Below are 19,636 nucleotides of genomic sequence, written 5' to 3' on the forward strand. Positions count from 1 at the left end.
AGCTCAAAGACCGACATTCGGCCGGTCGATGATCTCGCGCAGCGCAAAGCTGGAATTGATCTTCACCACATGCGGCAGGGCGGAGAGCCAGTCGCGGTGGATGCGCTCGTAATCCTCGAGATCGCGCGCGGCGATGCGCAGGATATAGTCGTATTCGCCGGACATGAGATAGCAGCCGAGCACGTTCGGGCACAGTTTGACCGCCGCCTCGAATTCCGAAAGCGTCTTGGCGAACTGGCCGGACAGCGAGATATGCACCATGGCGATCATCTTGTAATCCAGCGCCTTGTGCGACAGCCGCGCATGATAGCCGCCGATGACGCCGTCTTTCTCCAGAATGTCGAGCCGGCGCGAACAGGCGGACGGCGAGAGACCGACCTTTTCGGCAAGCTCGGCATTGGTGATCCTGGCGTTCTGCTGCAGCACCCGCAGGATCGAACGATCCATGGTGTCTAGGTCTGACATTCGAAGATCCTTCGAAGAATTTTTATTCTGCGCAATAATCCACGAAAAATGACCGTCGGGCAAATTCTCTTTGCAAGGACATTTCAAAGCGGAGGTGGTCTCATTCCTGTGAAGCATTCAGGGAGGAATGATATGCGTGTCGGTTGCCCGAAAGAGATCAAGAACCATGAATACCGCGTCGGCCTGACGCCCGCGTCCGTCCGCGAATATGTGGCCCACGGCCACGAGGTCTGGGTCGAAACGAAGGCCGGTGCCGGCATCGGCGCCGATGATCACGCCTATATCGCTGCCGGTGCGAAGATCGCCGCCAGCGCGAAGGACATCTTCGAAAAGTGCGACATGATCGTGAAGGTCAAGGAGCCGCAGCCGTCCGAATGGGCGCAACTGCGCGACGGCCAGCTTCTCTACACCTACCTGCATCTTGCGCCCGATCCGGAGCAGACCAGGGGCCTGCTCGCCTCCGGCGTCACCGCCATCGCCTATGAAACCGTCACGGACGAGCGCGGCGGCCTGCCGTTGCTGGCGCCGATGTCTGAGGTTGCTGGCCGCCTGTCGATCCAGGCGGGCGCAACCGCGCTACAGAAGGCCAATGGCGGCCTTGGCATCCTGCTAGGTGGCGTGCCCGGCGTGCTGCCGGCCAAGGTGGCGATCATCGGCGGCGGTGTCGTCGGCCTGCATGCCGCCAAGATGGCGGCTGGCCTCGGCGCCGATGTCAGCATCCTCGACCGTTCACTGCCGCGCCTGCGCCAGCTGGACGATATCTTCAACGGCCGCGTCCATACTCGCTATTCCAGCATTCAGGCGCTGGAAGAAGAGGTCTTTTCCGCCGATCTCGTCATCGGCGCCGTCCTGATCCCCGGTGCCGCCGCACCGAAGCTCGTCACCCGCGAAATGCTGTCCGGCATGAAGAAGGGCTCTGTCATTGTCGACGTCGCCATCGACCAGGGCGGCTGTTTTGAGACTTCGCATGCCACGACCCATTCCGAGCCGACCTACGAGGTCGACGGCGTGGTGCACTATTGCGTCGCCAACATGCCGGGCGCCGTTCCCGTCACCTCGGCGCATGCGCTGAACAACGCCACCATCTATCACGGCCTGGCGTTGGCGGATCGCGGCTTACGGGCGATCGCCGAGGACAAGCATCTGCGCAATGGCCTCAACGTCCACAAGGGCCGCGTGACCAACAAGCCGGTCGCAGAGGCGCTGGGCTACGAAGCCTTCGCGCCGGAAAGCGTCTTGAACGTAGCGTAAATCCCATCGCGCTACGTCAGATGGAGGCGCTGGCATTCTCATATGCCGGCGCTTCTTTTTTATCGATCCGGCACTGATAGCAATTGTTGCGCGCCGAGCGGACATGCACATAGGCAATGCCCTCGCGGCCAAGAAGCTCGGCCGCATAGGCGGGGATGTTGCCGATCGGCGTCACGGCGCCGGTGCCATAGATAATGCGGTTGTTCTCGCCATAGCCGCGCACGATGAAATCCGGGCTGGTCGTCAGCATCGGCGGCAGGACTTCCTCGGCGGCATAGCGCTCGCAAGGCTCCTTATGCAGGAAGACCGGCCCGGTTTCGGCATAGGGCTGCAATTCCGGAAACGGCCGATAGGCGAAGACGAGAAATTCTTGGCCTGCATCGATATTGCGCAGGCAATGGCGGCAGGGATGGCCGGGGCCGTCGGAGATCATTGTCTCCGGCTGGTGACCGTAGGCATCCGCCGCGCCGCTCCAGAGGGCTTCGGCGTCGGACGTGGGCATGGCGGCAAAAGCGATGGTGGACATGACAAATCTCCTTGCTTGAGGTTCGTCATGTGATGCGCCGCAAGGGCAGCGGAAGCCACCCGATTCCTGCCGTCAGGCTTTTTTCGCCAGCTCCAGCAATTCCTTGTCGCTCAGCGGCCGCACGATGCCTTCACCTGTCGAGACCGGTGAGAAGCCGAACATCTGGTAGAGCTGAAGCGCGCGCGGATGGTCGAGATTGTTGGTGGTCGTGGTGACGCGCTGCGGGTTCAGCGTCCATATGGCGTAAAGCGACTGCAACAGGAACCATTTGCCGATGCCGAGGCCTAGCGCGTGTTCGATAAGACCGAAATGGCTGAGCTCGATCGTCTCCTCGTCCTCGCGGAAATATTCGAAAAAGCCGGCTGGAGCACCGTTAACGTAGAGCACGCTGATATCATTGCGCTCATTGTGCAGGAGCGCCGTCAGCTCCTCGTCGGACATGCGAAGCCGGTCGACCCAGTGCCAGCGCGCGCCCACTTGGCGATAGAGATAGCGGTAGAAGGGCAGCGGAATGCCCGGCGCGCGCATGATCGCCGTCTGGATGTTGACGGGCACGGCCAGGCTCGCCTTGGGCGGCGCCGTCATTTCCAGACGGGTGATATGAACCTTGAGCGACGAGGGTGTCTTCACGGGGCGCAACGCTCAGTCTTTTCCGGTAACGATGGGCGTATCCGAACGGCTGCCCCATTCCGACCAGGAGCCGTCATAAAGCCGGTTGCCGTCATGGCCGAGCGATTCGAGCGCAAGCGTGATGATGGCGGCGGTGATTCCAGAGCCGCAGGTGGTCACGACGGGCTTTTCCAGATTGATGCCGGCCTTCTCGATGGTTTCACGCAGTTCGGGTAGGGATTTGAACTTGCCGTTCACAGCGAAGACGCCGGAGGGCAGGTTTTTTGCACCCGGCATGTGGCCGGAGCGCATGCCTTCGCGCGGCTCCGGTTCAGTGGCGGCGAAACGGCCGGCGCTACGGGCGTCGGCGATCTGCGGGGAGCCGCTATCGACGATGCCGCGCATCTCGTCGAAGGAGACGATGCGGGCAGCGTTGAAGTTCGGCTTGAAGGTCGTGGGCGCGAAGGCGGGCAGGGCGGTTTCCAGCGGCCGTCCCTCGGCCTTCCAGCCATCCAGGCCGCCGTCGAGCACGAAGACGTTCCTTGCGCCCATAACGGCGCGGAACAGCCACCAAACGCGGGGCGAGGCAAAGAGGCCGGGGCCGTCATAGACGACGATGCGATCGTTTTCGCTGATGCCGAGCTTGCCGACTTCAGCCGCGAAGAATTCCGGCGAGGGAACTGTATGCGGCAGGCCAGTGGAATGATCGGCAATCTTGTCCTGATTGAAGCGGATGGCACCGGGAATATGGCCGCTGGCATATTCGGCATCGGCGTCGCGCTTCTGCGCCGGCAGATAGAAGGATGCATCGAGGATGCGCAGATCCTTGGCGCCCAATTCGTTCTGCAGCCAATCGGCGGATACGACGAAACGGCTTTTCTCCGCTGTCATGATGATCTCTCCCTGCCTACTTTTGATTCTGGGGGTTGTGTCAGGATGTGGGACTTGGCCGGCTCTACGCGTCGTCCGTGGGCGAGCCGAAACGAATGCGGAAGCGGCGGTTCTCCTTGCCCTTCTTCTCGATCTTGGCGATATGGATTGCCCCGACTTCCTGGGTCTCCGACACATGTGTGCCGCCGCAGGGCTGGCTGTCAACGGCGGAATTCTCACCGATGCAGACAAGGCTGACGCGGCCGAGGCCAACGGGCGGGCGCACATTCTTGGATTTGACGATGCCCGGATTGGCCGCCAACTCCTCGTCGGTGATCCATTGGACGAAGACGGGATGGTTCTCGTTGACCAGCGCCATCATCTTCGCCGTTACTTCATCCTTGTCGATCGTCTCGCTCATGTCGAAATCGACACGGCTTTCATCTTCGCCGACGGCGGCCCCGGTGATTGGAAACTGGCAGACGACCGAGAGCAGATGGCAGGCCGTGTGCATGCGCATGAGCTTGTAGCGGCGCGGCCAGTCGACATGCAGCACCAGCTTCTCGCCGAGGATAGGCTGCGCCTCGCCCTCGAGCGGCACATGGATGATGATGTCCTTGATCGGCCCGTGCCTCGTCTGGCCCAGCATGATCTTCGAGCCGTCGGCGCGCTCGAAGAAACCGGTGTCGCCCGGCTGCCCGCCGGAAGTGGCATAAAAGCAGGTCTGGTCGAGCTCGATGCCCCCATCGTCGTGGATTGCGGTGACGACAGCCTCGGCGGTCGAGAGATAGAAATCGTCACGATAAAGGGCATTCACGGGCATGACGTCACGCTTGGTTTTCGTAAGGGATCGGAATGTCGGCATTCTTCGCGAGATATGCCGGCAACGGCAGGCCCTTCGATTTCAGGAAGTCCGGATTGAAAAGCTTGGACTGATAGCGATTGCCATAGTCGCAAAGGATCGTCACGATCGTGTGGCCGGGGCCGAGATCCCTAGCAAGGCGCACCGCGCCGGCAATGTTGATGGCCGTCGAACCGCCAAGGCAAAGACCTTCATATTCGACGAGATCGAAGACATAGGGCAGGGCTTCTGCATCGGTGACCTGATAGACGTAATCGGGCGTGAACCCCTCCAGGTTTGCCGTCACGCGGCCCTGGCCGATGCCCTCGGTGATCGAGGAACCGGAGGACTTCAACTCGCCATTCTTGTAGAATTCGTAAAGGGCTGCCCCTTCCGGATCGGCGATGCCGATCTTGATGTCCCTGTTGAAGGCATGCAGGCCCATGGCCACGCCCGCCAGCGTGCCGCCGGAGCCGACCGAGCAGATGAAGCCGTCGATCTTGCCATTGGTGTCGGCCCAGATTTCCTTCGCCGTGGTCTCGATATGCGCCTGCCGGTTGGCGACGTTGTCGAACTGATTGGCCCAGATCGCGCCGTTCGGCTCGGTCTTTGCCAATTGTGCCGCAAGCCGTCCGGAGAGCTTCACGTAATTGTTCGGGTTCTTGTAGGGAACCGCCGGCACTTCGACGAGCTCGGCGCCGAGAAGCTTCAGCGCGTCCTTCTTTTCCTGGCTCTGCGTTTCCGGAATGACGATGACGGTGCGGTAGCCGAGCGCCTTGGCGACGAGCGTCAGGCCGATGCCGGTATTGCCGGCCGTACCCTCGACGATGACGCCGCCGGGCTTCAGCAAGCCCTTCTTCTCCGCGTCACGGATAATGTAGAGCGCGGCGCGATCCTTGACCGACTGGCCGGGGTTCAAAAACTCCGCCTTGCCGAGAATGGTCGAGCCCGTCGCCTCGGAGGCTCCCTTGAGCTTGATCAACGGCGTATTGCCGATCGCTTCTAGGACGGAGGGATGGACGGTCATGGAATCTCTGCCTTCTGTTCAGCACTACTGTAAGAACGGTCTTTTCCCTTCACAAGGCAGTCTAGGCAAGAAAATCTGTTCCACGCTGCCTATCCGGGCCGCAAAATTCAACTTGGACGGCAAAAGACCGGGCTGACCACCTTTGGAAAGTCCGCTCCTCCGTCCGGCCGACACGGATTTCGACCATGCCTGCCATGTGCCGGCCGAAAGCGGCCACAATGATGCGCTAGTCCTAAAATGCTGAGGAAGGCCGCCTGAACGCGGCATCCGGGCAGGTCGCCAGCCGAGGAGAAAAGCCATGAGCCCATTCATCGCCCGTCCCGAACATGGGGTGATCTGGATCACCGGCGCCAGCTCCGGGATCGGCCGGGCGCTGGCGCTGAAGCTCGCGGGCGAGGGCTACAAGGTTGCCGTCACCGCGCGTCGTCACGACAAGCTGCTGGAGCTGCAGACGGAAGCGAACAAGCTCTCCGGCAGCATCGTCGTCCTCGACGGCGACGTCACCAATGCCGAGGACATGGAGCACACCGTCGCGGCGATCGAATATCAGCATGGCCCGCTGGCGCTGGTCGTTCTCAATGCCGGTATTTATCTGCCGGCGCGCGCCGAGGATTTGAACCATGATGTGTTCGACCGCAGCTTCGCCGTCAATCTGTACGGCGTCGTCAACTGTCTGGTGCCGGCGGTACGTCATATGCGGGCGAGAGGGCACGGCCAGATCGCCATCGTCTCATCGGCGGCAGGCTATGGCGGCTTGCCCGGAGGTGCCGCCTACGGTGCCACCAAGGCAGCCCTGATCAACATGGCCGAAAGCCTGAATTTCGACCTTGGCCGCGTCGGTATCCGCATCCAGCTGGTGACGCCGGGTTTCATCGAGACGCCGCTGACAGCGAAGAACAAATTTCCGATGCCGGGACTGATGTCGAGCGATGAGGCCGCCAAGGCGATAGCCGCAGGCCTGAAGTCGCCATCGTTCGAAATCACCTTCCCAAAGAGTTTCGCCTACAAGATGAAACTCATGAGATTCCTGCCCTACAGCCTTTATTTCCGTATCGTCAGGCGCATCACGGGCGGTCGTCGTCCGCGACAGGCCCCGGGCCATCATCCCACTCCGCACCCCGCGGAGTAGCCCTGATGTGCCGAGTGCGCTGAAAAGCCTGCATTCCGGCCCAGTTCGCCTGATCCTGTCACCGTTCTGTAATGCAAGTTCGCTAGCAGTCCAGCCAACTGGCAGGCCCAGAGATGACAGGCAGGGAAGAACAAGATGGCAGAAATCCGGATCGAGCAGGTTCGCAAGACTTATGGGCGCAATCCGGTCGTGCATGGCGTCGACCTGAATTTCCGTTCCGGCGAATTCGTCGTCATTCTCGGTCCATCCGGCTGCGGCAAGTCGACCCTGCTGCGCATGATCGCCGGGCTTGAGGATATCACCTCGGGCGAGATCGTCATCGACGACAAGGTCGTCAACCAGCTCGAACCGCGTGAGCGCGGCTGCGCCATGGTCTTCCAGAATTACGCGCTTTATCCGCATATGAACGTCGCCGCCAATATGGGCTATGCCCTGAAGGTGGCCGGCGTGCCACGCGGGGAGCGTGACCGCCGCATCAAGGAAACCGCCCGCATTGTCGGTCTGGAAGACTTCCTCGACCGCAAGCCGGCCGAGCTTTCCGGCGGTCAGCGTCAACGCGTCGCCATGGGTCGCGCCATCATCCGCGAACCCAAGGTCTTCCTTTTCGACGAGCCGCTTTCCAACCTCGACGCCAAGCTGCGCGTCCAGATGCGCGTCGAAATCCGCCGCCTGCACAAGCGCCTGTCCGCCACCTCCGTCTTCGTCACTCACGATCAGGTCGAGGCCATGACGCTCGCCGACAAGCTCGTGGTCATGTACAAGGGCAACGTCGAGCAGGTCGGCACGCCGCTGGAAGTCTACAACACGCCGCGCACCCGTTTCGTCGGCTCCTTCATCGGTTCGCCGGCCATGAATTTCCTGGAGGGCACCTTCTCGGCAAATGGCGAGCAGTTCGTTTTCGACGGATTGCCGTTCTCCATCGACGCGAATATCGGTAAGCGTCATGCTGGCCAGCCGGTCGCCCTCGGCATCCGCCCGGAACATGTCCGTATCGTGCCGGTCGGCACGCCCGGCACCGTTCCGGCAACGGTGGATTTTGTCGAGGAGCTCGGCGCCGGCCGCGTCATCCATTGCGATATCAACGGCTCCAGCTTCGCTGTGGCGATCTCCGACCATACATCCGGTGAAACCGGCCAGGCCGTGGCGCTGGAGCTGCCGCAGCCGCACATCCATCTTTTCGCCCAGGATACCGGGCTCAGACTAGACGCGATTGCCACCGTCACGCCCCTCAAGGTCTTGGCGAACTAATTTCAGATATCAATTTTCAGCAGGTGCGCCCGGAAATCCTGACAGGTTTCCGGGCTTTTCTTTTTTGAGTTTTGTGGAAGGTGCGGTCTGCGGACACAAAGCGCATGCCTGATGAGTGTGGCCCGCCATCAAGAACCTGCCGTGCTCTTTTGAGGGCACGGCAGGCAACTTCATCACTTCTCGGTGGGGATGAGGCCGCGGATGAACCAGCGCTGCATCAACGCCACGACGAGGAGCGGCGGCAGCATGACGATCAGCGTGCCGGCCATGGCGATATGCCACTCAGGCAAGCCGCCGACGTTCGGAATAAGCTGCTTGAGTTCAGTCACCGCGGTTGCGTGCGAGGGATCGGTGGTGATCAGCAGCGGCCAAAGATACTGGTTCCAGGCCCAGAGGAACATGATGGTGCCGAGTGCTGCCATATTGGTGCGCGACAGCGGCAGCAGGATGTCGATGAAGAAGCGCAGCGATCCGGCGCCGTCCATGCGCGCGGCCTCAGTCAGTTCGTCCGGTATCGTCAGGAAGAACTGACGATAGAGGAACGTACCGGTCGCCGTGGCGATCAGCGGCAGGATCAGGCCGGGATAGGAATTGAGCAGCCCCAGGTTCAGCTCGACGTGAATGCCCGAAACTTTTTCGATGAGCCAGCTGATGCCGGTGACGTCGAGGATCGCCTGGTAGGGCGACAAGACGTTGGCGGCGACCGCATAGGTCGGCACGATACGCACTTCGAGCGGCAGCATCAGCGTCACGAAGATCAGCCAGAAGATGAGGTGACGGCCGGGATAACGGAAATAGACCAGCGAAAAGGCGGTGAGGGCCGAAAGGATCACCTTGCCCGCCGCCACGCCGCCGGCGAAGATCAGGCTGTTCAGCAGCTTTGGGCCAAGATTGGCGGTCGTCCAGGCCGTTTTCATGTTGGCCCAGAAGTCGGTGCCGGGGATCAGCGACATCGGCGTGCGATTGACGTCGGCCAGATTGTGGGATGCGGCGATGGCCACGATGACCAACGGCGCCACTGCCACGATGAAGCCGATGAACAGGATCACATGGGTGAAGAAATTCAGAATTGGGGTGCGCTCGACCATGTCAGCCTCAACGGTAATGCACGCGCCGCTCGATAAAGCGGAACTGGAAAATTGTGAGCACGATGATCAGCAGCATCAGAATGATGCTCTGTGCCGCCGCACCGGAATAATCGAGACCTCTGAAGCCGTCGAACACGATCTTGTAGACCATGAGGTTCGTCGAGTTGTGCGGGCCGCCGGATGTCATGATGTCGACGATGCCATAGGAGTCCTGGAAGCTCTCGGTGATGTTGATCACCAGCAGGAAGAAGATCGTCGGCGTGATTAGCGGGAACTGGATGTCCCAGAAGCGCCGGAGCACGCCGGAGCCGTCCATCGACGCCGCTTCGATCAACGAGCGCGGAATGGCCTGGAAGGCGGCAAGGAAGAAGATGAAGCTGTAGCCGATATACTTCCACGAGTAGGCTGCGATAATGGAAGCCATCGCGGCGTTGCCGTCGAGGCCCGGATCCCAGATCCCAGGCCACCACTGGTTGACCACGGACATAAGGCCGGCTTCCGGTGCCAGAATGAAGCGAAAGGCCATCGCGGCGGCAGGAGCAGCGATACCATAGGGCCAGACGAGCACGACGCTGTAGAATTTAGACCCCCGGAGCTGCCGGTCGGTCAGGGCTGCGAGAACCAGTGCCGCGCCCATGGCGATGGCGGTGCTGACGGCCGCGAAAGTGATGCTGATCGTGACCGAGTTCCAATAGTCGGCGCTGGCGAGAATCGATCTGAAATTGTCGAGCCCGACCCAGATATTGCCGCCGCCCCAGGGCTGTTGCAACGTCAGCGACCAGTAGATCGCCTGGCCGGCCGGCCAATAGAAGAAGGTGAAGATGAGGAGGAGCTGCGGCACTGCGAACAGGATGCCGACACTCCACTTGCTGAAAGTCGTACGCTTTTCCATTGCTTCTTCCGGCTTTGGTCTGATGCCATTCTCGGTCATGACAAACGTCCGCCGGGAAAGTCCCGGCGGACGTGGTGTGTCGCGGCTTGCGGCTTACGGGAGCTGCTTGCCCTTGTAGGTGGCTTCGAAACGCTCGAGAACGGCGTTGCCATTCTTGGCGAGATTGTCGATGCCTTCCTGGACGCTGACCTTGTTGGCGAAGATGGCCTGCATCTGGTTGCCGAATTCAGCGCGGATCTGCGTGAAGTTGCCGAGGCGGATGCCACGGGTGATCTGGGTCGGCTCGGAGGCGGTCAGGCTGGCGATGGCGACTTCGCGGCCCTTGTAGGGAGCCTTGTCGTAGAAGCCGGAGGACTTCATGAACTCAAAGCCGGAGTTCGTGACCGGGATGTAGCCGGTGTTGGTCGACCAGAAGAGAGCCGTCTTGGGGTCGTGGATGAAGTTCAGGAACGCGGCAGCGCCCTTGTATTCATCAGCAGACTTGCCGGAGAGAACCCAGAGCGAAGCGCCGCCGACCAGCGAATTCTTGCGCTCGGTGCCGGCGTAGACCGGAAGCTCGGCGACATCCCAGTTCATGCCGGCCTTCTGTGTCTTGCCGACCGTGCCGTGGTCGCCGACGGAGGTCATGATCATCTGGCAATCGCCCGATGCGAAGGCCTGAACCATATCCTGGCCGAGTTCCTTCGACTTGATCTTGATAAGGCCCTGGTCGTACCAGCTCTTGAGGTCGGTGACGTATTTGACGAATTTGGTCTTGTTGACCTCGAGACGGGCGTCGAGGCCGTCATAGCCGTTGTTCTTGGTGGCGATCGGCTGATTGTGGAGCGCGGAGAACTGCTCCATCAGCTGCCAGCTTTCGTTGCCGGAGATATTGATGGCCATCGGGCAATCGTAGCCAGCGCCCTTGAGCGCCTTCATGTCGGCGGCGGCGTCTTCCCAGGTCTTCGGGGCTTCCGTCTTGCCGATCTTGGCGAAGGCGTCCTTGTTCCAGTAGAGCAGGGCGGTCGAGGAGTTGAACGGGAAGGAGAGCAGTTCGCCCTTCGACGTTGCGTAATAGCGCGCAATGCCGGGGAAATAGTCGTTCCAGTCGATCTTGTAGCCATTTTCGGACATCAGCTTGCCGGCCGGGTAATAGGCGCCGGAGAGCATCATGGTCGCGGTGCCGGCGTCGTAGACCTGAACGACTGCCGGCTGCTTGCCGGCGCGGAAGGCGGCGATGGTGTTCTGCAGGGTGGCGTCGTAATTGCCCTGGCTGGTGCAGACGACTTCATAGTCCTTCTGCGATTCGTTGAAGTTCTTGCACATCGTCTGAACCACGCGCTCCAGATCGCCCGACAGGCCGAACCAGAAATCGAATTTGGTCGGAGCAGCGGCGGCAGGCAAGGCCAGCGCCAAGCTCATGACGCCGGCGGCAGCCGCTGAAATGCAGTTTTTAAATGTCGACATAATCCCTATTTCCCTCTTGAAAGCTCGGAACCGGTGGTCTTGGGCAAGCCCGCGGTAGCGGCGTTATAGACATGCTGTGTGACAGTTTGTTGTGGGTACGAATCTCCCGCTCAAAGGCGGTTTTTCGTCTCTACAAGCGCCTTCAAAGACCTGTTGCGGATGAACTGGAAGGACAAGACAGTTGGCGCGGCAAGCGTAACTTGATGCTTGTCTAATATTGCTGATATCGAGCGGGATGCACATGCGTCGTCGATCCCGTGTCTTGTCGATATCGTGTGCTATATGATGAAGGAGCTGTTCCTGATCATGGCTATACTTGCCCTGATCACGCTCGGCCCGCTGACATGGACGATCGGAGACTGTCGACGGCATTGGCGGGCTTTCCTTGCCGGCTGCCCGTGCGTTGATGCATGATCACACGGATAGAACGACGGAAGCGTTGGGAGCGAATCTATGGCGCAGAGCGAGCGACAGAAGATGATGGCGGGCGAATGGTATTGCTGCCTCGATCCCGAGCTCGAGGCCTTGCGCGCGGCTGCCCGCAATGCCGTGCATCAGCACAACATGATGCCGCCCATCCAGCGCGGCAATTTCGGTCCGGCGCTATCGACGCTTTTTGCCGGCGCCGGCGAGGGCGTGTTCATTGAGGCGCCGTTTCACTGCTCCTATGGCATCAATATCTGGCTCGGCCCTAAGGTCTATCTGAATGCCGGCTGCACCATTCTCGACAGCGCCTCGGTGCGGATCGGCGAAGGAAGCATGCTGGGGCCGGCCGTCCAGATCTGTTGCCCGGAGCATCACAGGGATCCGGCGCTGCGGCGCACCGGGCTGGAACTCGCGCGGCCGGTTGAGATCGGCAAGGCAGTCTGGATCGGTGGTGGCGCCATCATTCTCGGCGGCGTGACGATCGGTGACGGCGCAATTGTCGGAGCCGGCGCGGTGGTCACGAAAAGCGTGCAGGCGGGGGCGACCGTGGTCGGTAACCCGGCCAGGGCTCTGCCTTCAAAATAGGGGAGTAGAGATTAGTTCGCCGGACGGCGCCGTTTCGTCCACCACACGGCAAAGCGACGACGCCAGCGCCGTACGATCGGCAGGTCATGCGACAGCACGACGAAGCCGAGCGGCAACATCCAGAAGCCGAGGATGGGCAGGAAGCCGAGCAAACCGCCGAAAATCAACGCGAGGCCGAGGCCGACGCGCGCAAGCCGCGATCTTGGGAGCGGAATACGGATGGAGCCTATCACAAGCTCGCGCGTGTGCGGATCTATACCGAAACGACGGGCTTTTTCGCCGTGTTTACGGCCGCTATTTTCTGTGGTCCTGCTTTGATCGGTCATCCACAGGAGATGGTAGATGACGAAAATAATACAAGGGAAATGAACTTTTTTGAAAAAATCGCTTGGCAAATCGGGAAAGCATTTGTATTAGCCCACTCACACCGCGCCAAGCGGTATTCCCTGGTAGCTCAGCGGTAGAGCATTCGACTGTTAATCGACAGGTCGCCGGTTCGAATCCGGCCCGGGGAGCCATTTTAGACGTAAGTGCCTGTTATCTTGATATTCTTCGGTAGCAGGCACTTATTTCGCCACTTTCTCTCCCTGCTTTTAGACTTCCTTTTTGTCTGTGGATAATTGACGTTCGGCCAGATTGGTGGGCGGCCCATCGCCCCGCCATAACAAGAGGAAACTGGCGGTTTTGCTCACGGTAGCCAACGAACTACTAACGGTGTAAAGCTCGCGGCATGACCCTAGACCCACTCAAAGCTCTTTCAGACTATGATGAAGTGAAATGCACCGTGCAGTTCTGGATTGCTGACGCTCCCGCGGTTGAATTCAATTCCCTTAAAGCCGCCGTCCGCTATGCAAAAGATCACGGCGGGCGATGGCAAGAGATCGAAATCACCGTGCATCTGCCGAGGGAAGACATCGTTTACGCGACCGAGAAGGTGCATCGATTAATCGATGCCCTGCGGGATCGCCGCCGGAAGTAGATTTCCATATTTCAGAGGCCTCCAAATGGAGGTCCATGGGCGCAAGGAAAGCCGCCGGCCGCAGTCTCCATCATTCTGGCAGATTCGATCTCACTGCATGACCGCTCTCGAAAACGTGAGGATGCATTCATGTAACGTTAAGGTGAATCGGCGCATCAAAAGCGGGCGCAATCGCGCAGCATAATCCCCCAATGCTTTAGAGGTTCGACATGAAAAACCTGTTTCTCGCTTCCGCAGTTGCTTTGGCATCGTTTGTCGCCGTCAGCACGCCGTCTCAGGCTGCTCCGATGCATCGTCATCATCACGATTGCTTCGTGAAGACCGTCAAGCACAAGGTTCACGGCCACTGGGTCGTTCGCAAGGAACGCGTCTGCCGTTAATTCGGCGTCAGCATTCAAGCCGGTGGCGCTAACCGGCGGCAAACTAAACCGGCCGCTGTCGAATCTTTCGACAGCGGCCGGAACGTTTTGTGGGGTACGCGGGGAGGCTGGATCGGCGATCGTCACCTTATCGATCAATCGCCGACGACATTCATCATGTCCGCCCACCGTGCTGGATCACGGGCGGATTTCGAAGATGAAGCCGCTGCGGCGCGGATGGTAGTAGCGGCGGTCATAATAGCGCCGGTCGTCACCCCAATCGCGGCGGCGATCCCAGCGTCGGTCGCGGCTCTCGCGCCAATGGCGGCGATCATGGTGACGGTCGCGCCAATAGTCCCGCCGTCCACGATCGAAATCCTGGTTACGCCGAGATCCGCGTTCTTGAACCAGAACGATGTCAGAAACGCTGGTCGAGGGTGAATTGGTCACCGGCATCGCCATTGCCGGAACCGCGGCGGCCAGCATTGTTCCCATGGTTAGCGAAGCTGCCAGGGCAATCGCAGCAAATTTTCTCAAAGCACCGACTCCTTTATTAGAACCATATCCCTTTTCGGTGAGTAAACGCCGCGAGCGCGGTAATGTTCCACTCTAAGGTTGATATGGTTTCGACGGCAACACGCAATACGATTGCGATGCGCGGATTTGCGGAGGCGGGGAGTGATGCAATCGGCCGCGGCGGCTTGCGGTCCGGATCAGGCATAGAAAAGGGACCCGGCAGGGAAAGCCAGGCCCCTCTCTTCTCTGATCGGAGGTCAAGTCAGATCAGGTCAGAAGTTGCGTTCGAAACGGAGGATACCGGAAACGGTATCATCCTTGGCATAGTCGTAGTGAACGTAGGTCAGTTCCGGCTCGATGAGCAGGTCCTTGACAGGGTTGAACTTCAGGTTCGACGTTGCCTCGAAGATCTTCGAGTCGGTGTAGGCGAGCTGCAGGTTCCACTTCAGCTTTTCGTTGACCGGAACGCCAACGCCACCCCAAACGGCCCAGTCACCCCAGCCGCACTTGGATTCGTTGACGGTGCCGTTCGGCGCCGTGCAAGCGGAGATATCCTGGTTGGTGCCGGCATACTTGTTCAGCTTGTCGCCGTCCGTGTTGTAGCCGCCCATCAAGAAGGCCGTGAAGCCGCCGAAGTCGGCATCGACGCGAGCCTTGATAGCGCCTTCTTCGACGATGGAATCGTAACCACCAACGACCTTGAATGACCATGCGCCAGCCTTGTAGCCGGCACCGGCAACAACGTCCGGAGCGTAGTGGTCCGTGCTCTGATCAACCCACCAGCTTGCGCCATAGGAGGTGCTCGAGCCGCCGGAGTTGCTGTCTTCCAGCGAGATTACAGCCGTGAAGCCGTTGCCGGCATCGTAGTTGTAGGTCAACTGGTTGAGTTCGTACGGGCCGTCATAGATCACGTCGTCGTTGATGACGTCGCCGGCGTAACCGATGTAAAGGTTATATGCCGAGTCTTTCTTACCAACGGTGAAGCCGCCTAGGCTGATATACGACCACAGCAGGTTCGTACTCGTCGAGCCGCCGTCGTTCCAGTCCCAGCGAACGATGGTTTCGGTCTTCAGCGGGCCGTATTCGGTGTCGGTCGCGGTGTCGACGTTCAACTCGGCGCGCGTATGCCAGAGGGTGCCCTGGCTGCTGGCCCGATTATATGCGTTATACCACTCACCTTCGGTACGAACCTTGCCGCCGACCTTGAGGCAGGTTTCCGTGCCCGGGATGAAGAAGTAGCCTGGACCGTAGGCGTCGCAGATGCGAACGTATTCGAGGGGCTCTGGCTCGGCGGCAACGATAGCGTCCGCCGCGTGTGCACCAGTTGCTGCTGCCAGCGCGGCAGCGGAGCCAAGAAGAAGGCTCTTGATGTTCATAATAACTCCAATCTGTTCCTGATTGGGCATGAGATATCGCGCCAAAAAAGCGGCGTAACCGACCCCATCCCGTTCATGTTCCCTATCAGTAGGTGCGAAGTAGTAAGCTTCACGAACTATTTGGTGAACCTGCTTCGCCGATTTGGCAAGTTACTAAGATTGGCGAACTATATGCACGCTACTCGAAAAAAATCCTTGTTGCAAAAATGACGCAAATCACTGGTTCGCCCGGCCTTGAGGGCTTTCCGCCGGTTGCGGGCGAGGGGTCTCTGTAACCACAGGGAAACCTGCTCCCCGTCACCGCATATCCCCTGAGCAGGAAGGTCATGGGGCAGAACTCGCCGATTCTCGATGTGTCGACGGCGCATGGCGGCAACAGTCCTCATGCCGTTTCCGCCGAACGATGACCGACAAGCTTTTGGTCGCATGCTGAATTGTTGATGGGCGAGCAATCGCTCGCGGCGGCTCATTAGATGACCCTAATGGTTGATCGCCCCGGCGTGATCCTATATGTCTACCAACGCTTGCAGTAGACTTGAAGTCGGTTGATCAATGTTACTCTAATGTTGTGTGGAGCGCATGAGCATGACTGAGGTTTTCGAGCCGTTTATCGCGCGAGAGCGATTTGTCGGGCCGCATAAATTTGATGTCCACATTGAAGATGAGTTGGCGCGCCAATGGTATAATTACGCCGATCAATGGCAGGTCGAGCGGCAATGGTGGATCGACATCATCAAGCCGGGATCGACGGTCCTCGAATGCGGCGCCCATCAGGGACTGACCACCGTCCTGCTGGCGCTGTGTGCAGGGCCAACAGGAGTGGTTCACGCCTGGGAAGCGTCACCGAGCAACGCGGCCATGATCGGGCGCAATGCAAAGCTGAACAATCTTCATAATGTCGTCGTTCATCCCTATGCGGCCGGGGACAAAAAAGGCGTGTTGCCGGTTTTAGACAACTTGGGCTCGTTTATGGTTCTACCTTCGGATCAGGACCCGAGGATGTCGACGAAGGTGGAAGTCGTCAGGCTCGATGATGATTACGACCATGCCAGGAAGGTCGATTTTCTGAAGATCGATGTAGATGGGGCGGATCTGGAAGTCTTGCTCGGGGCACCGAGGATCTTGTCCGATCGGCCCGTCATCAACCTCGAACTGCACAATTTCCTTTTCGATGATCCGGTCAGAACGGTCTCGAAGATCGCCGAAATCTTCCACGATCTGGAATACAGCTTCAAGGTGGATGGCTATGACGACAAAGAGGTTGTCGACGTCGGCATGTCTCTCGATATAGCCTGGCTGACAAGCTTCAAATTTGCGCAAATCTTGTGCACGCCGGTATAAGACCTTTTCGGGATAAGGTCGACATTGCTTGGTCGCTGCCCCGGTTAAAGTCTTTGCGGCAAGATAACCGCTGTACGGTCAATCGTGCCCTATGCGTCGGGTTCCGACGTCGCTTGGGTAATAAGTCGCTGGCTGCCAACCGAGAAGAAGCGGGAACGGATTGCCACACCTGATTTTGGTGTGGCGGTACGGTTCAGGTCCGTATTGCCACACCTGAAAAATCTCTATTTGATTTCAGGTGGTTATGACGAGCGTAAAGGGGGATTGGAGGCCTCGCCCGGAATCGAACCGGGATGCAAGGATTTGCAGTCCTCTGCGTAACCACTCCGCCACGAGGCCATCCGATTTAGTAAAGGCGAGTGATGGCGGGCGTTTAGAACGAATCTCAGGAGAGTGCAAGACCTATCGCGGCCGATGATCAAATAACTTGTCGATTGGCGCCGGTAGGGTACCTTTCATGGGCGTCGTTTCCCGGCTGTGCTTTTTTATAGAGAAACCGCTCTATGAGTTTGGCCGCAATCTCGGCAGACACGAGCCCGTTGCAACGATCTCCGCCGACATCGCGGAAGGGAAGGCGGGGTGAAGCGTGCCTGGAGCGCAAGCTGTTGTTGCTGCGCGACGCATTATCATGAATCTCTGCATCCGCCGCAGCAACGCCTTGAAAGCGCAGCCGCACGCGATTAAGACACACGGAGCATAGAAGCAAAACCGGCTTAGCCTTCGGGCGCGAGAGGATATGATGGATTTCGAAGCAGCACGCGTGAAGATGGTCGAGAACCAGATCCGCACGACGGATGTCACCTCCCATTCCGTGTTGAATGCGTTTCTGACGGTGCCGCGCGAGAATTTCGTGCCGGAGAAGTCGAAGCTCCTGGCCTATATCGATAATGATATCGAGGTCTGTCCGGCAGCTTCCGGCGCGCCGGCACGCTTCCTGATGGAGGCTTCGCCGCTGGCAAAGCTTCTGCAGCTCGGAGCGATCACCAAGGAAGACAAGGTTCTCGACGTCGGTTGTGGCACCGGTTACGTCTCCGGGCTTCTGTCGATCCTGGCCGGCAAGGTTGTTGCGCTCGAATCCGACGAGGCGCTGGCTGTGACGGCCAAGGCCAATCTTGCAGCACTCGGCCATGACAACGTCACCGTCGTCACCGGCGAGCTGGAAAAGGGCTATGCCGCAAGCGGCGCCTATGACGTCATTTTTGTCGATGGTTCGGTTCAGGAAGTGCCGCAGGCGCTGCTCGATCAGCTCGGCGAAGGCGGTCGTTTGATCGTCGTGCTGGGCTATGGCCACGCCGCCCGCGCCACCGTCTTCATGCGCGAGCGCGGCGCTCTTTCGGAAAACGTCTTCTTCAATGCGTCGATCAAGCCGCTGCCGGGCTTCGCCAAGGCTAAGGAATTTGTGTTCTGATCGGAAGCACAGCTGAATGATACCTTTGAGACGGGCGCTTATGGCGCCCGTTTTTCGTTGGGCTTGCCCGCGACAAAATCGGCAATCGCATATGATTCGCATCGGCCGTAACAAAACTGTGCATCAGCGGGCTTAGTGCTTTCGCGGTGATTTTTTTCCCAAGGGTAGTATTCTAGGGTGGCGCTGATTCGGGCGCTCCATTGACGGGATTCCGGTCGTTGCATCTGGGAAAACGGGGATGAATATGGCTCAGCCAAGTGTCGTGCGTGAACCATCCATGGAAGAGATCCTGGCGTCCATCCGCCGGATTATCGAGAGCAACGAGCCCGGCGCCGCCCATTCCATTTCGCCATCCCTGCCTGCTGTCTACACCACCGCCGACGATGAGCGCGATGATGACATTCACCTGACGGTCGATGAGGAATTTGCCGCTGCGGACCTGGCGAATGCATCGCCGGCCCCATCCGCCGACTCCGAACCGCGTTTCGTCGCCGCCAATTCGCAGGTGCCGATGCGTGAGCCGGAAGCGTCCGGCCGCACCCTGTCGCTTGCCGATGTCGCCGCGCGTGTCCGCGCCGCTTCTGAGCGCAATGCCGCGCAGCTGAACCCGGCCCGTGAAGCACCGCAGCTGCGCGAATTGCCGCCGGCCATGGTTGCGCGCCTTGCCGAGGCCCGCGTCGAACCGCTGGTCGGCGTGCCGCTGCGCAATACCGTCACGGAAGTTCCGGTATCCGCCGTAACCGCGCCGACGGCGGCACTTCTCGCCGAAGCTGCCATGCACGCGGCAAAGGTCGAGGCGGAACAAGCGGAAGAGCGTCCTGCCTCCGTCGCTCCCGCAGCGGCGCCGGTCGAAGCCCCCGTTTTCAATCCGCCGCCACGGCAGCCGGCCGCGGCTACCGCCGATCGTTTTCTGCCGCAAGTGCAGGCCGAACTCTCGTCTTCACTGATGTCCGAGGCCGCCGGTGCACAGGTCGCCCGGTCCTTCGGCGAACTCGCCGCGGCGATCGATGGCGGTGAGCGCCGGTCGTTGGACGAGATCGCCGAGGAGATGCTGCGGCCTATGCTGCAAGACTGGCTTGATGACAACCTGCCGACCCTGGTTGAGCGTCTCGTGCGTGAGGAAATCGAACGAGTGGCGCGCGGCCCGCGCCGCTGACAGCCTGAGCTTCGGTTGGACGATCCGCCGCTCCGGCTTCCGGGGCGGCTTTTTTATTGACTTGCCAGCGACCATCCTATTTACAACCCGCATAACCG

General features: G+C 59.7%; 22 protein-coding genes and 2 tRNA genes. 11 read left to right on the top strand and 13 right to left on the bottom strand.

Annotated elements, in window-relative coordinates; all coding sequences use genetic code 11:
• Positions 1–3: 3 nt before the first annotated feature.
• On the bottom strand, positions 4–465 hold the full coding sequence (locus EX00_RS04290) for an Lrp/AsnC family transcriptional regulator (protein ID WP_047454510.1): 462 nt from the start codon (positions 463–465) through the stop codon (positions 4–6).
• 132 nt (positions 466–597) lie between these two features.
• On the opposite strand from EX00_RS04290, the gene ald reads away from it, so the two are divergent.
• The gene (gene ald, locus EX00_RS04295) at positions 598–1,716 is read left to right on the top strand and encodes an alanine dehydrogenase (RefSeq protein ID WP_047454512.1); all 1,119 of its coding nucleotides are present in this window, start codon (positions 598–600) and stop codon (positions 1,714–1,716) included.
• Between the two features lie 16 nt (positions 1,717–1,732).
• Here ald and EX00_RS04300 read toward each other — a convergent pair whose 3' ends face one another.
• The 5 genes from EX00_RS04300 to EX00_RS04320 all read right to left on the bottom strand — a co-directional run bounded on the left by EX00_RS04300 (position 1,733) and on the right by EX00_RS04320 (position 5,589).
• Positions 1,733–2,242, bottom strand: coding sequence for a DUF1203 domain-containing protein (locus EX00_RS04300; protein ID WP_047454513.1), 510 nt, complete (start codon positions 2,240–2,242; stop codon positions 1,733–1,735).
• Between the two features lie 72 nt (positions 2,243–2,314).
• Entirely contained in the window at positions 2,315–2,827 is a 513-nt protein-coding gene (locus tag EX00_RS04305; protein ID WP_052210707.1) for a GNAT family N-acetyltransferase, read from the bottom strand.
• Positions 2,828–2,884: 57 nt separating this feature from the next.
• On the bottom strand, positions 2,885–3,742 hold the full coding sequence (sseA, locus tag EX00_RS04310) for a 3-mercaptopyruvate sulfurtransferase (protein ID WP_047454518.1): 858 nt from the start codon (positions 3,740–3,742) through the stop codon (positions 2,885–2,887).
• Positions 3,743–3,806: 64 nt separating this feature from the next.
• On the bottom strand, positions 3,807–4,544 hold the full coding sequence (locus EX00_RS04315; RefSeq protein ID WP_047454520.1) for an alanyl-tRNA editing protein: 738 nt from the start codon (positions 4,542–4,544) through the stop codon (positions 3,807–3,809).
• A 4-nt stretch (positions 4,545–4,548) separates the two neighbouring features.
• Entirely contained in the window at positions 4,549–5,589 is a 1,041-nt protein-coding gene (locus tag EX00_RS04320) for a cysteine synthase A (protein ID WP_047454523.1), read from the bottom strand.
• Between the two features lie 298 nt (positions 5,590–5,887).
• On the opposite strand from EX00_RS04320, the gene EX00_RS04325 reads away from it, so the two are divergent.
• Together EX00_RS04325 and EX00_RS04330 are read left to right on the top strand one after the other, a co-directional pair.
• Positions 5,888–6,718, top strand: a complete 831-nt coding sequence (locus tag EX00_RS04325) for an SDR family NAD(P)-dependent oxidoreductase (protein WP_047454525.1) — start codon at positions 5,888–5,890, stop codon at positions 6,716–6,718.
• A 135-nt stretch (positions 6,719–6,853) separates the two neighbouring features.
• On the top strand, positions 6,854–7,966 hold the full coding sequence (locus EX00_RS04330; protein ID WP_047454527.1) for a sn-glycerol-3-phosphate import ATP-binding protein UgpC: 1,113 nt from the start codon (positions 6,854–6,856) through the stop codon (positions 7,964–7,966).
• 173 nt (positions 7,967–8,139) lie between these two features.
• Here the strand turns inward: EX00_RS04330 and EX00_RS04335 are convergent, their stop codons facing one another.
• From EX00_RS04335 to EX00_RS04345, 3 genes are all read right to left on the bottom strand, one after another.
• A complete protein-coding gene (locus EX00_RS04335; protein WP_047454529.1) occupies positions 8,140–9,054 on the bottom strand; it encodes an ABC transporter permease subunit in 915 nt (304 codons plus the stop codon).
• Positions 9,055–9,061: 7 nt separating this feature from the next.
• The gene (locus EX00_RS04340; protein WP_047457425.1) at positions 9,062–9,946 is read right to left on the bottom strand and encodes a carbohydrate ABC transporter permease; all 885 of its coding nucleotides are present in this window, start codon (positions 9,944–9,946) and stop codon (positions 9,062–9,064) included.
• A gap of 93 nt (positions 9,947–10,039) precedes the next feature.
• Entirely contained in the window at positions 10,040–11,392 is a 1,353-nt protein-coding gene (locus EX00_RS04345; protein ID WP_047454531.1) for an extracellular solute-binding protein, read from the bottom strand.
• 453 nt (positions 11,393–11,845) lie between these two features.
• On the opposite strand from EX00_RS04345, the gene EX00_RS04350 reads away from it, so the two are divergent.
• Positions 11,846–12,403, top strand: a complete 558-nt coding sequence (locus tag EX00_RS04350; RefSeq protein WP_047454533.1) for a sugar O-acetyltransferase — start codon at positions 11,846–11,848, stop codon at positions 12,401–12,403.
• 11 nt (positions 12,404–12,414) lie between these two features.
• Here EX00_RS04350 and EX00_RS31925 read toward each other — a convergent pair whose 3' ends face one another.
• Positions 12,415–12,729 carry a membrane protein gene (locus EX00_RS31925; protein ID WP_047457427.1) on the bottom strand — a complete coding sequence of 105 codons (315 nt, stop codon included), beginning with the start codon at positions 12,727–12,729 and terminating at the stop codon, positions 12,415–12,417.
• 117 nt (positions 12,730–12,846) lie between these two features.
• Here EX00_RS31925 and EX00_RS04360 point away from each other — a divergent pair.
• The 3 genes from EX00_RS04360 to EX00_RS31690 all read left to right on the top strand — a co-directional run bounded on the left by EX00_RS04360 (position 12,847) and on the right by EX00_RS31690 (position 13,762).
• Positions 12,847–12,921 (top strand) — tRNA-Asn (locus EX00_RS04360).
• Positions 12,922–13,133: 212 nt separating this feature from the next.
• Positions 13,134–13,382 carry a hypothetical protein gene (locus EX00_RS04365; RefSeq protein ID WP_047454535.1) on the top strand — a complete coding sequence of 83 codons (249 nt, stop codon included), beginning with the start codon at positions 13,134–13,136 and terminating at the stop codon, positions 13,380–13,382.
• Between the two features lie 209 nt (positions 13,383–13,591).
• On the top strand, positions 13,592–13,762 hold the full coding sequence (locus EX00_RS31690; RefSeq protein ID WP_202903690.1) for a hypothetical protein: 171 nt from the start codon (positions 13,592–13,594) through the stop codon (positions 13,760–13,762).
• A gap of 177 nt (positions 13,763–13,939) precedes the next feature.
• Here EX00_RS31690 and EX00_RS04375 read toward each other — a convergent pair whose 3' ends face one another.
• On the bottom strand, positions 13,940–14,278 hold the full coding sequence (locus EX00_RS04375; RefSeq protein WP_047454538.1) for a hypothetical protein: 339 nt from the start codon (positions 14,276–14,278) through the stop codon (positions 13,940–13,942).
• A gap of 251 nt (positions 14,279–14,529) precedes the next feature.
• Positions 14,530–15,633 (bottom strand): porin, encoded by a 1,104-nt coding sequence (locus EX00_RS04380; protein WP_047454540.1) that lies wholly within the window; start codon positions 15,631–15,633, stop codon positions 14,530–14,532.
• Between the two features lie 579 nt (positions 15,634–16,212).
• Between EX00_RS04380 and EX00_RS04385 the strand changes: the two genes are divergently transcribed.
• The gene (locus EX00_RS04385; protein WP_047454542.1) at positions 16,213–16,974 is read left to right on the top strand and encodes an FkbM family methyltransferase; all 762 of its coding nucleotides are present in this window, start codon (positions 16,213–16,215) and stop codon (positions 16,972–16,974) included.
• 265 nt (positions 16,975–17,239) lie between these two features.
• Here the strand turns inward: EX00_RS04385 and EX00_RS04390 are convergent.
• Positions 17,240–17,313 (bottom strand) — tRNA-Cys (locus EX00_RS04390).
• Positions 17,314–17,431: 118 nt separating this feature from the next.
• On the opposite strand from EX00_RS04390, the gene EX00_RS32125 reads away from it, so the two are divergent.
• The 3 genes from EX00_RS32125 (at position 17,432) to EX00_RS04400 (ending at position 19,538) form a co-directional block, all read left to right on the top strand.
• Positions 17,432–17,557, top strand: coding sequence for a hypothetical protein (locus tag EX00_RS32125; RefSeq protein ID WP_267884713.1), 126 nt, complete (start codon positions 17,432–17,434; stop codon positions 17,555–17,557).
• Positions 17,558–17,710: 153 nt separating this feature from the next.
• Positions 17,711–18,382, top strand: coding sequence for a protein-L-isoaspartate O-methyltransferase family protein (locus EX00_RS04395; protein WP_202903691.1), 672 nt, complete (start codon positions 17,711–17,713; stop codon positions 18,380–18,382).
• A 244-nt stretch (positions 18,383–18,626) separates the two neighbouring features.
• Positions 18,627–19,538 carry a PopZ family protein gene (locus EX00_RS04400; RefSeq protein WP_047457430.1) on the top strand — a complete coding sequence of 304 codons (912 nt, stop codon included), beginning with the start codon at positions 18,627–18,629 and terminating at the stop codon, positions 19,536–19,538.
• Positions 19,539–19,636: the final 98 nt, after the last annotated feature.

The sequence above is a fragment of the Martinezella rhizogenes genome, from assembly GCF_000799715.1.
GTDB lineage: Bacteria > Pseudomonadota > Alphaproteobacteria > Rhizobiales > Rhizobiaceae > Rhizobium > Rhizobium rhizogenes_C.

Bases quoted from the DNA above. Each gene is read 5' to 3' on its own strand.
- EX00_RS32125 (WP_267884713.1), top strand. From the start codon at position 17,432: ATGGGCGTCGTTTCCCGGCTGTGCTTTTTTATAGAGAAACCGCTCTAT.
- EX00_RS31690 (WP_202903690.1), top strand. From the start codon at position 13,592: ATGAAAAACCTGTTTCTCGCTTCCGCAGTTGCTTTGGCATCGTTTGTC.
- sseA (WP_047454518.1), bottom strand. From the start codon at position 3,742: ATGACAGCGGAGAAAAGCCGTTTCGTCGTATCCGCCGATTGGCTGCAG.
- EX00_RS31925 (WP_047457427.1), bottom strand. From the start codon at position 12,729: ATGACCGATCAAAGCAGGACCACAGAAAATAGCGGCCGTAAACACGGC.
- EX00_RS04400 (WP_047457430.1), top strand. From the start codon at position 18,627: ATGGCTCAGCCAAGTGTCGTGCGTGAACCATCCATGGAAGAGATCCTG.
- EX00_RS04330 (WP_047454527.1), top strand. From the start codon at position 6,854: ATGGCAGAAATCCGGATCGAGCAGGTTCGCAAGACTTATGGGCGCAAT.
- EX00_RS04365 (WP_047454535.1), top strand. From the start codon at position 13,134: ATGACCCTAGACCCACTCAAAGCTCTTTCAGACTATGATGAAGTGAAA.
- ald (WP_047454512.1), top strand. From the start codon at position 598: ATGCGTGTCGGTTGCCCGAAAGAGATCAAGAACCATGAATACCGCGTC.
- EX00_RS04340 (WP_047457425.1), bottom strand. From the start codon at position 9,946: ATGGAAAAGCGTACGACTTTCAGCAAGTGGAGTGTCGGCATCCTGTTC.
- EX00_RS04315 (WP_047454520.1), bottom strand. From the start codon at position 4,544: ATGCCCGTGAATGCCCTTTATCGTGACGATTTCTATCTCTCGACCGCC.
- EX00_RS04345 (WP_047454531.1), bottom strand. From the start codon at position 11,392: ATGTCGACATTTAAAAACTGCATTTCAGCGGCTGCCGCCGGCGTCATG.
- EX00_RS04300 (WP_047454513.1), bottom strand. From the start codon at position 2,242: ATGTCCACCATCGCTTTTGCCGCCATGCCCACGTCCGACGCCGAAGCC.
- EX00_RS04380 (WP_047454540.1), bottom strand. From the start codon at position 15,633: ATGAACATCAAGAGCCTTCTTCTTGGCTCCGCTGCCGCGCTGGCAGCA.
- EX00_RS04385 (WP_047454542.1), top strand. From the start codon at position 16,213: ATGAGCATGACTGAGGTTTTCGAGCCGTTTATCGCGCGAGAGCGATTT.
- EX00_RS04395 (WP_202903691.1), top strand. From the start codon at position 17,711: ATGATGGATTTCGAAGCAGCACGCGTGAAGATGGTCGAGAACCAGATC.
- EX00_RS04290 (WP_047454510.1), bottom strand. From the start codon at position 465: ATGTCAGACCTAGACACCATGGATCGTTCGATCCTGCGGGTGCTGCAG.
- EX00_RS04325 (WP_047454525.1), top strand. From the start codon at position 5,888: ATGAGCCCATTCATCGCCCGTCCCGAACATGGGGTGATCTGGATCACC.
- EX00_RS04320 (WP_047454523.1), bottom strand. From the start codon at position 5,589: ATGACCGTCCATCCCTCCGTCCTAGAAGCGATCGGCAATACGCCGTTG.
- EX00_RS04335 (WP_047454529.1), bottom strand. From the start codon at position 9,054: ATGGTCGAGCGCACCCCAATTCTGAATTTCTTCACCCATGTGATCCTG.
- EX00_RS04350 (WP_047454533.1), top strand. From the start codon at position 11,846: ATGGCGCAGAGCGAGCGACAGAAGATGATGGCGGGCGAATGGTATTGC.
- EX00_RS04305 (WP_052210707.1), bottom strand. From the start codon at position 2,827: ATGACGGCGCCGCCCAAGGCGAGCCTGGCCGTGCCCGTCAACATCCAG.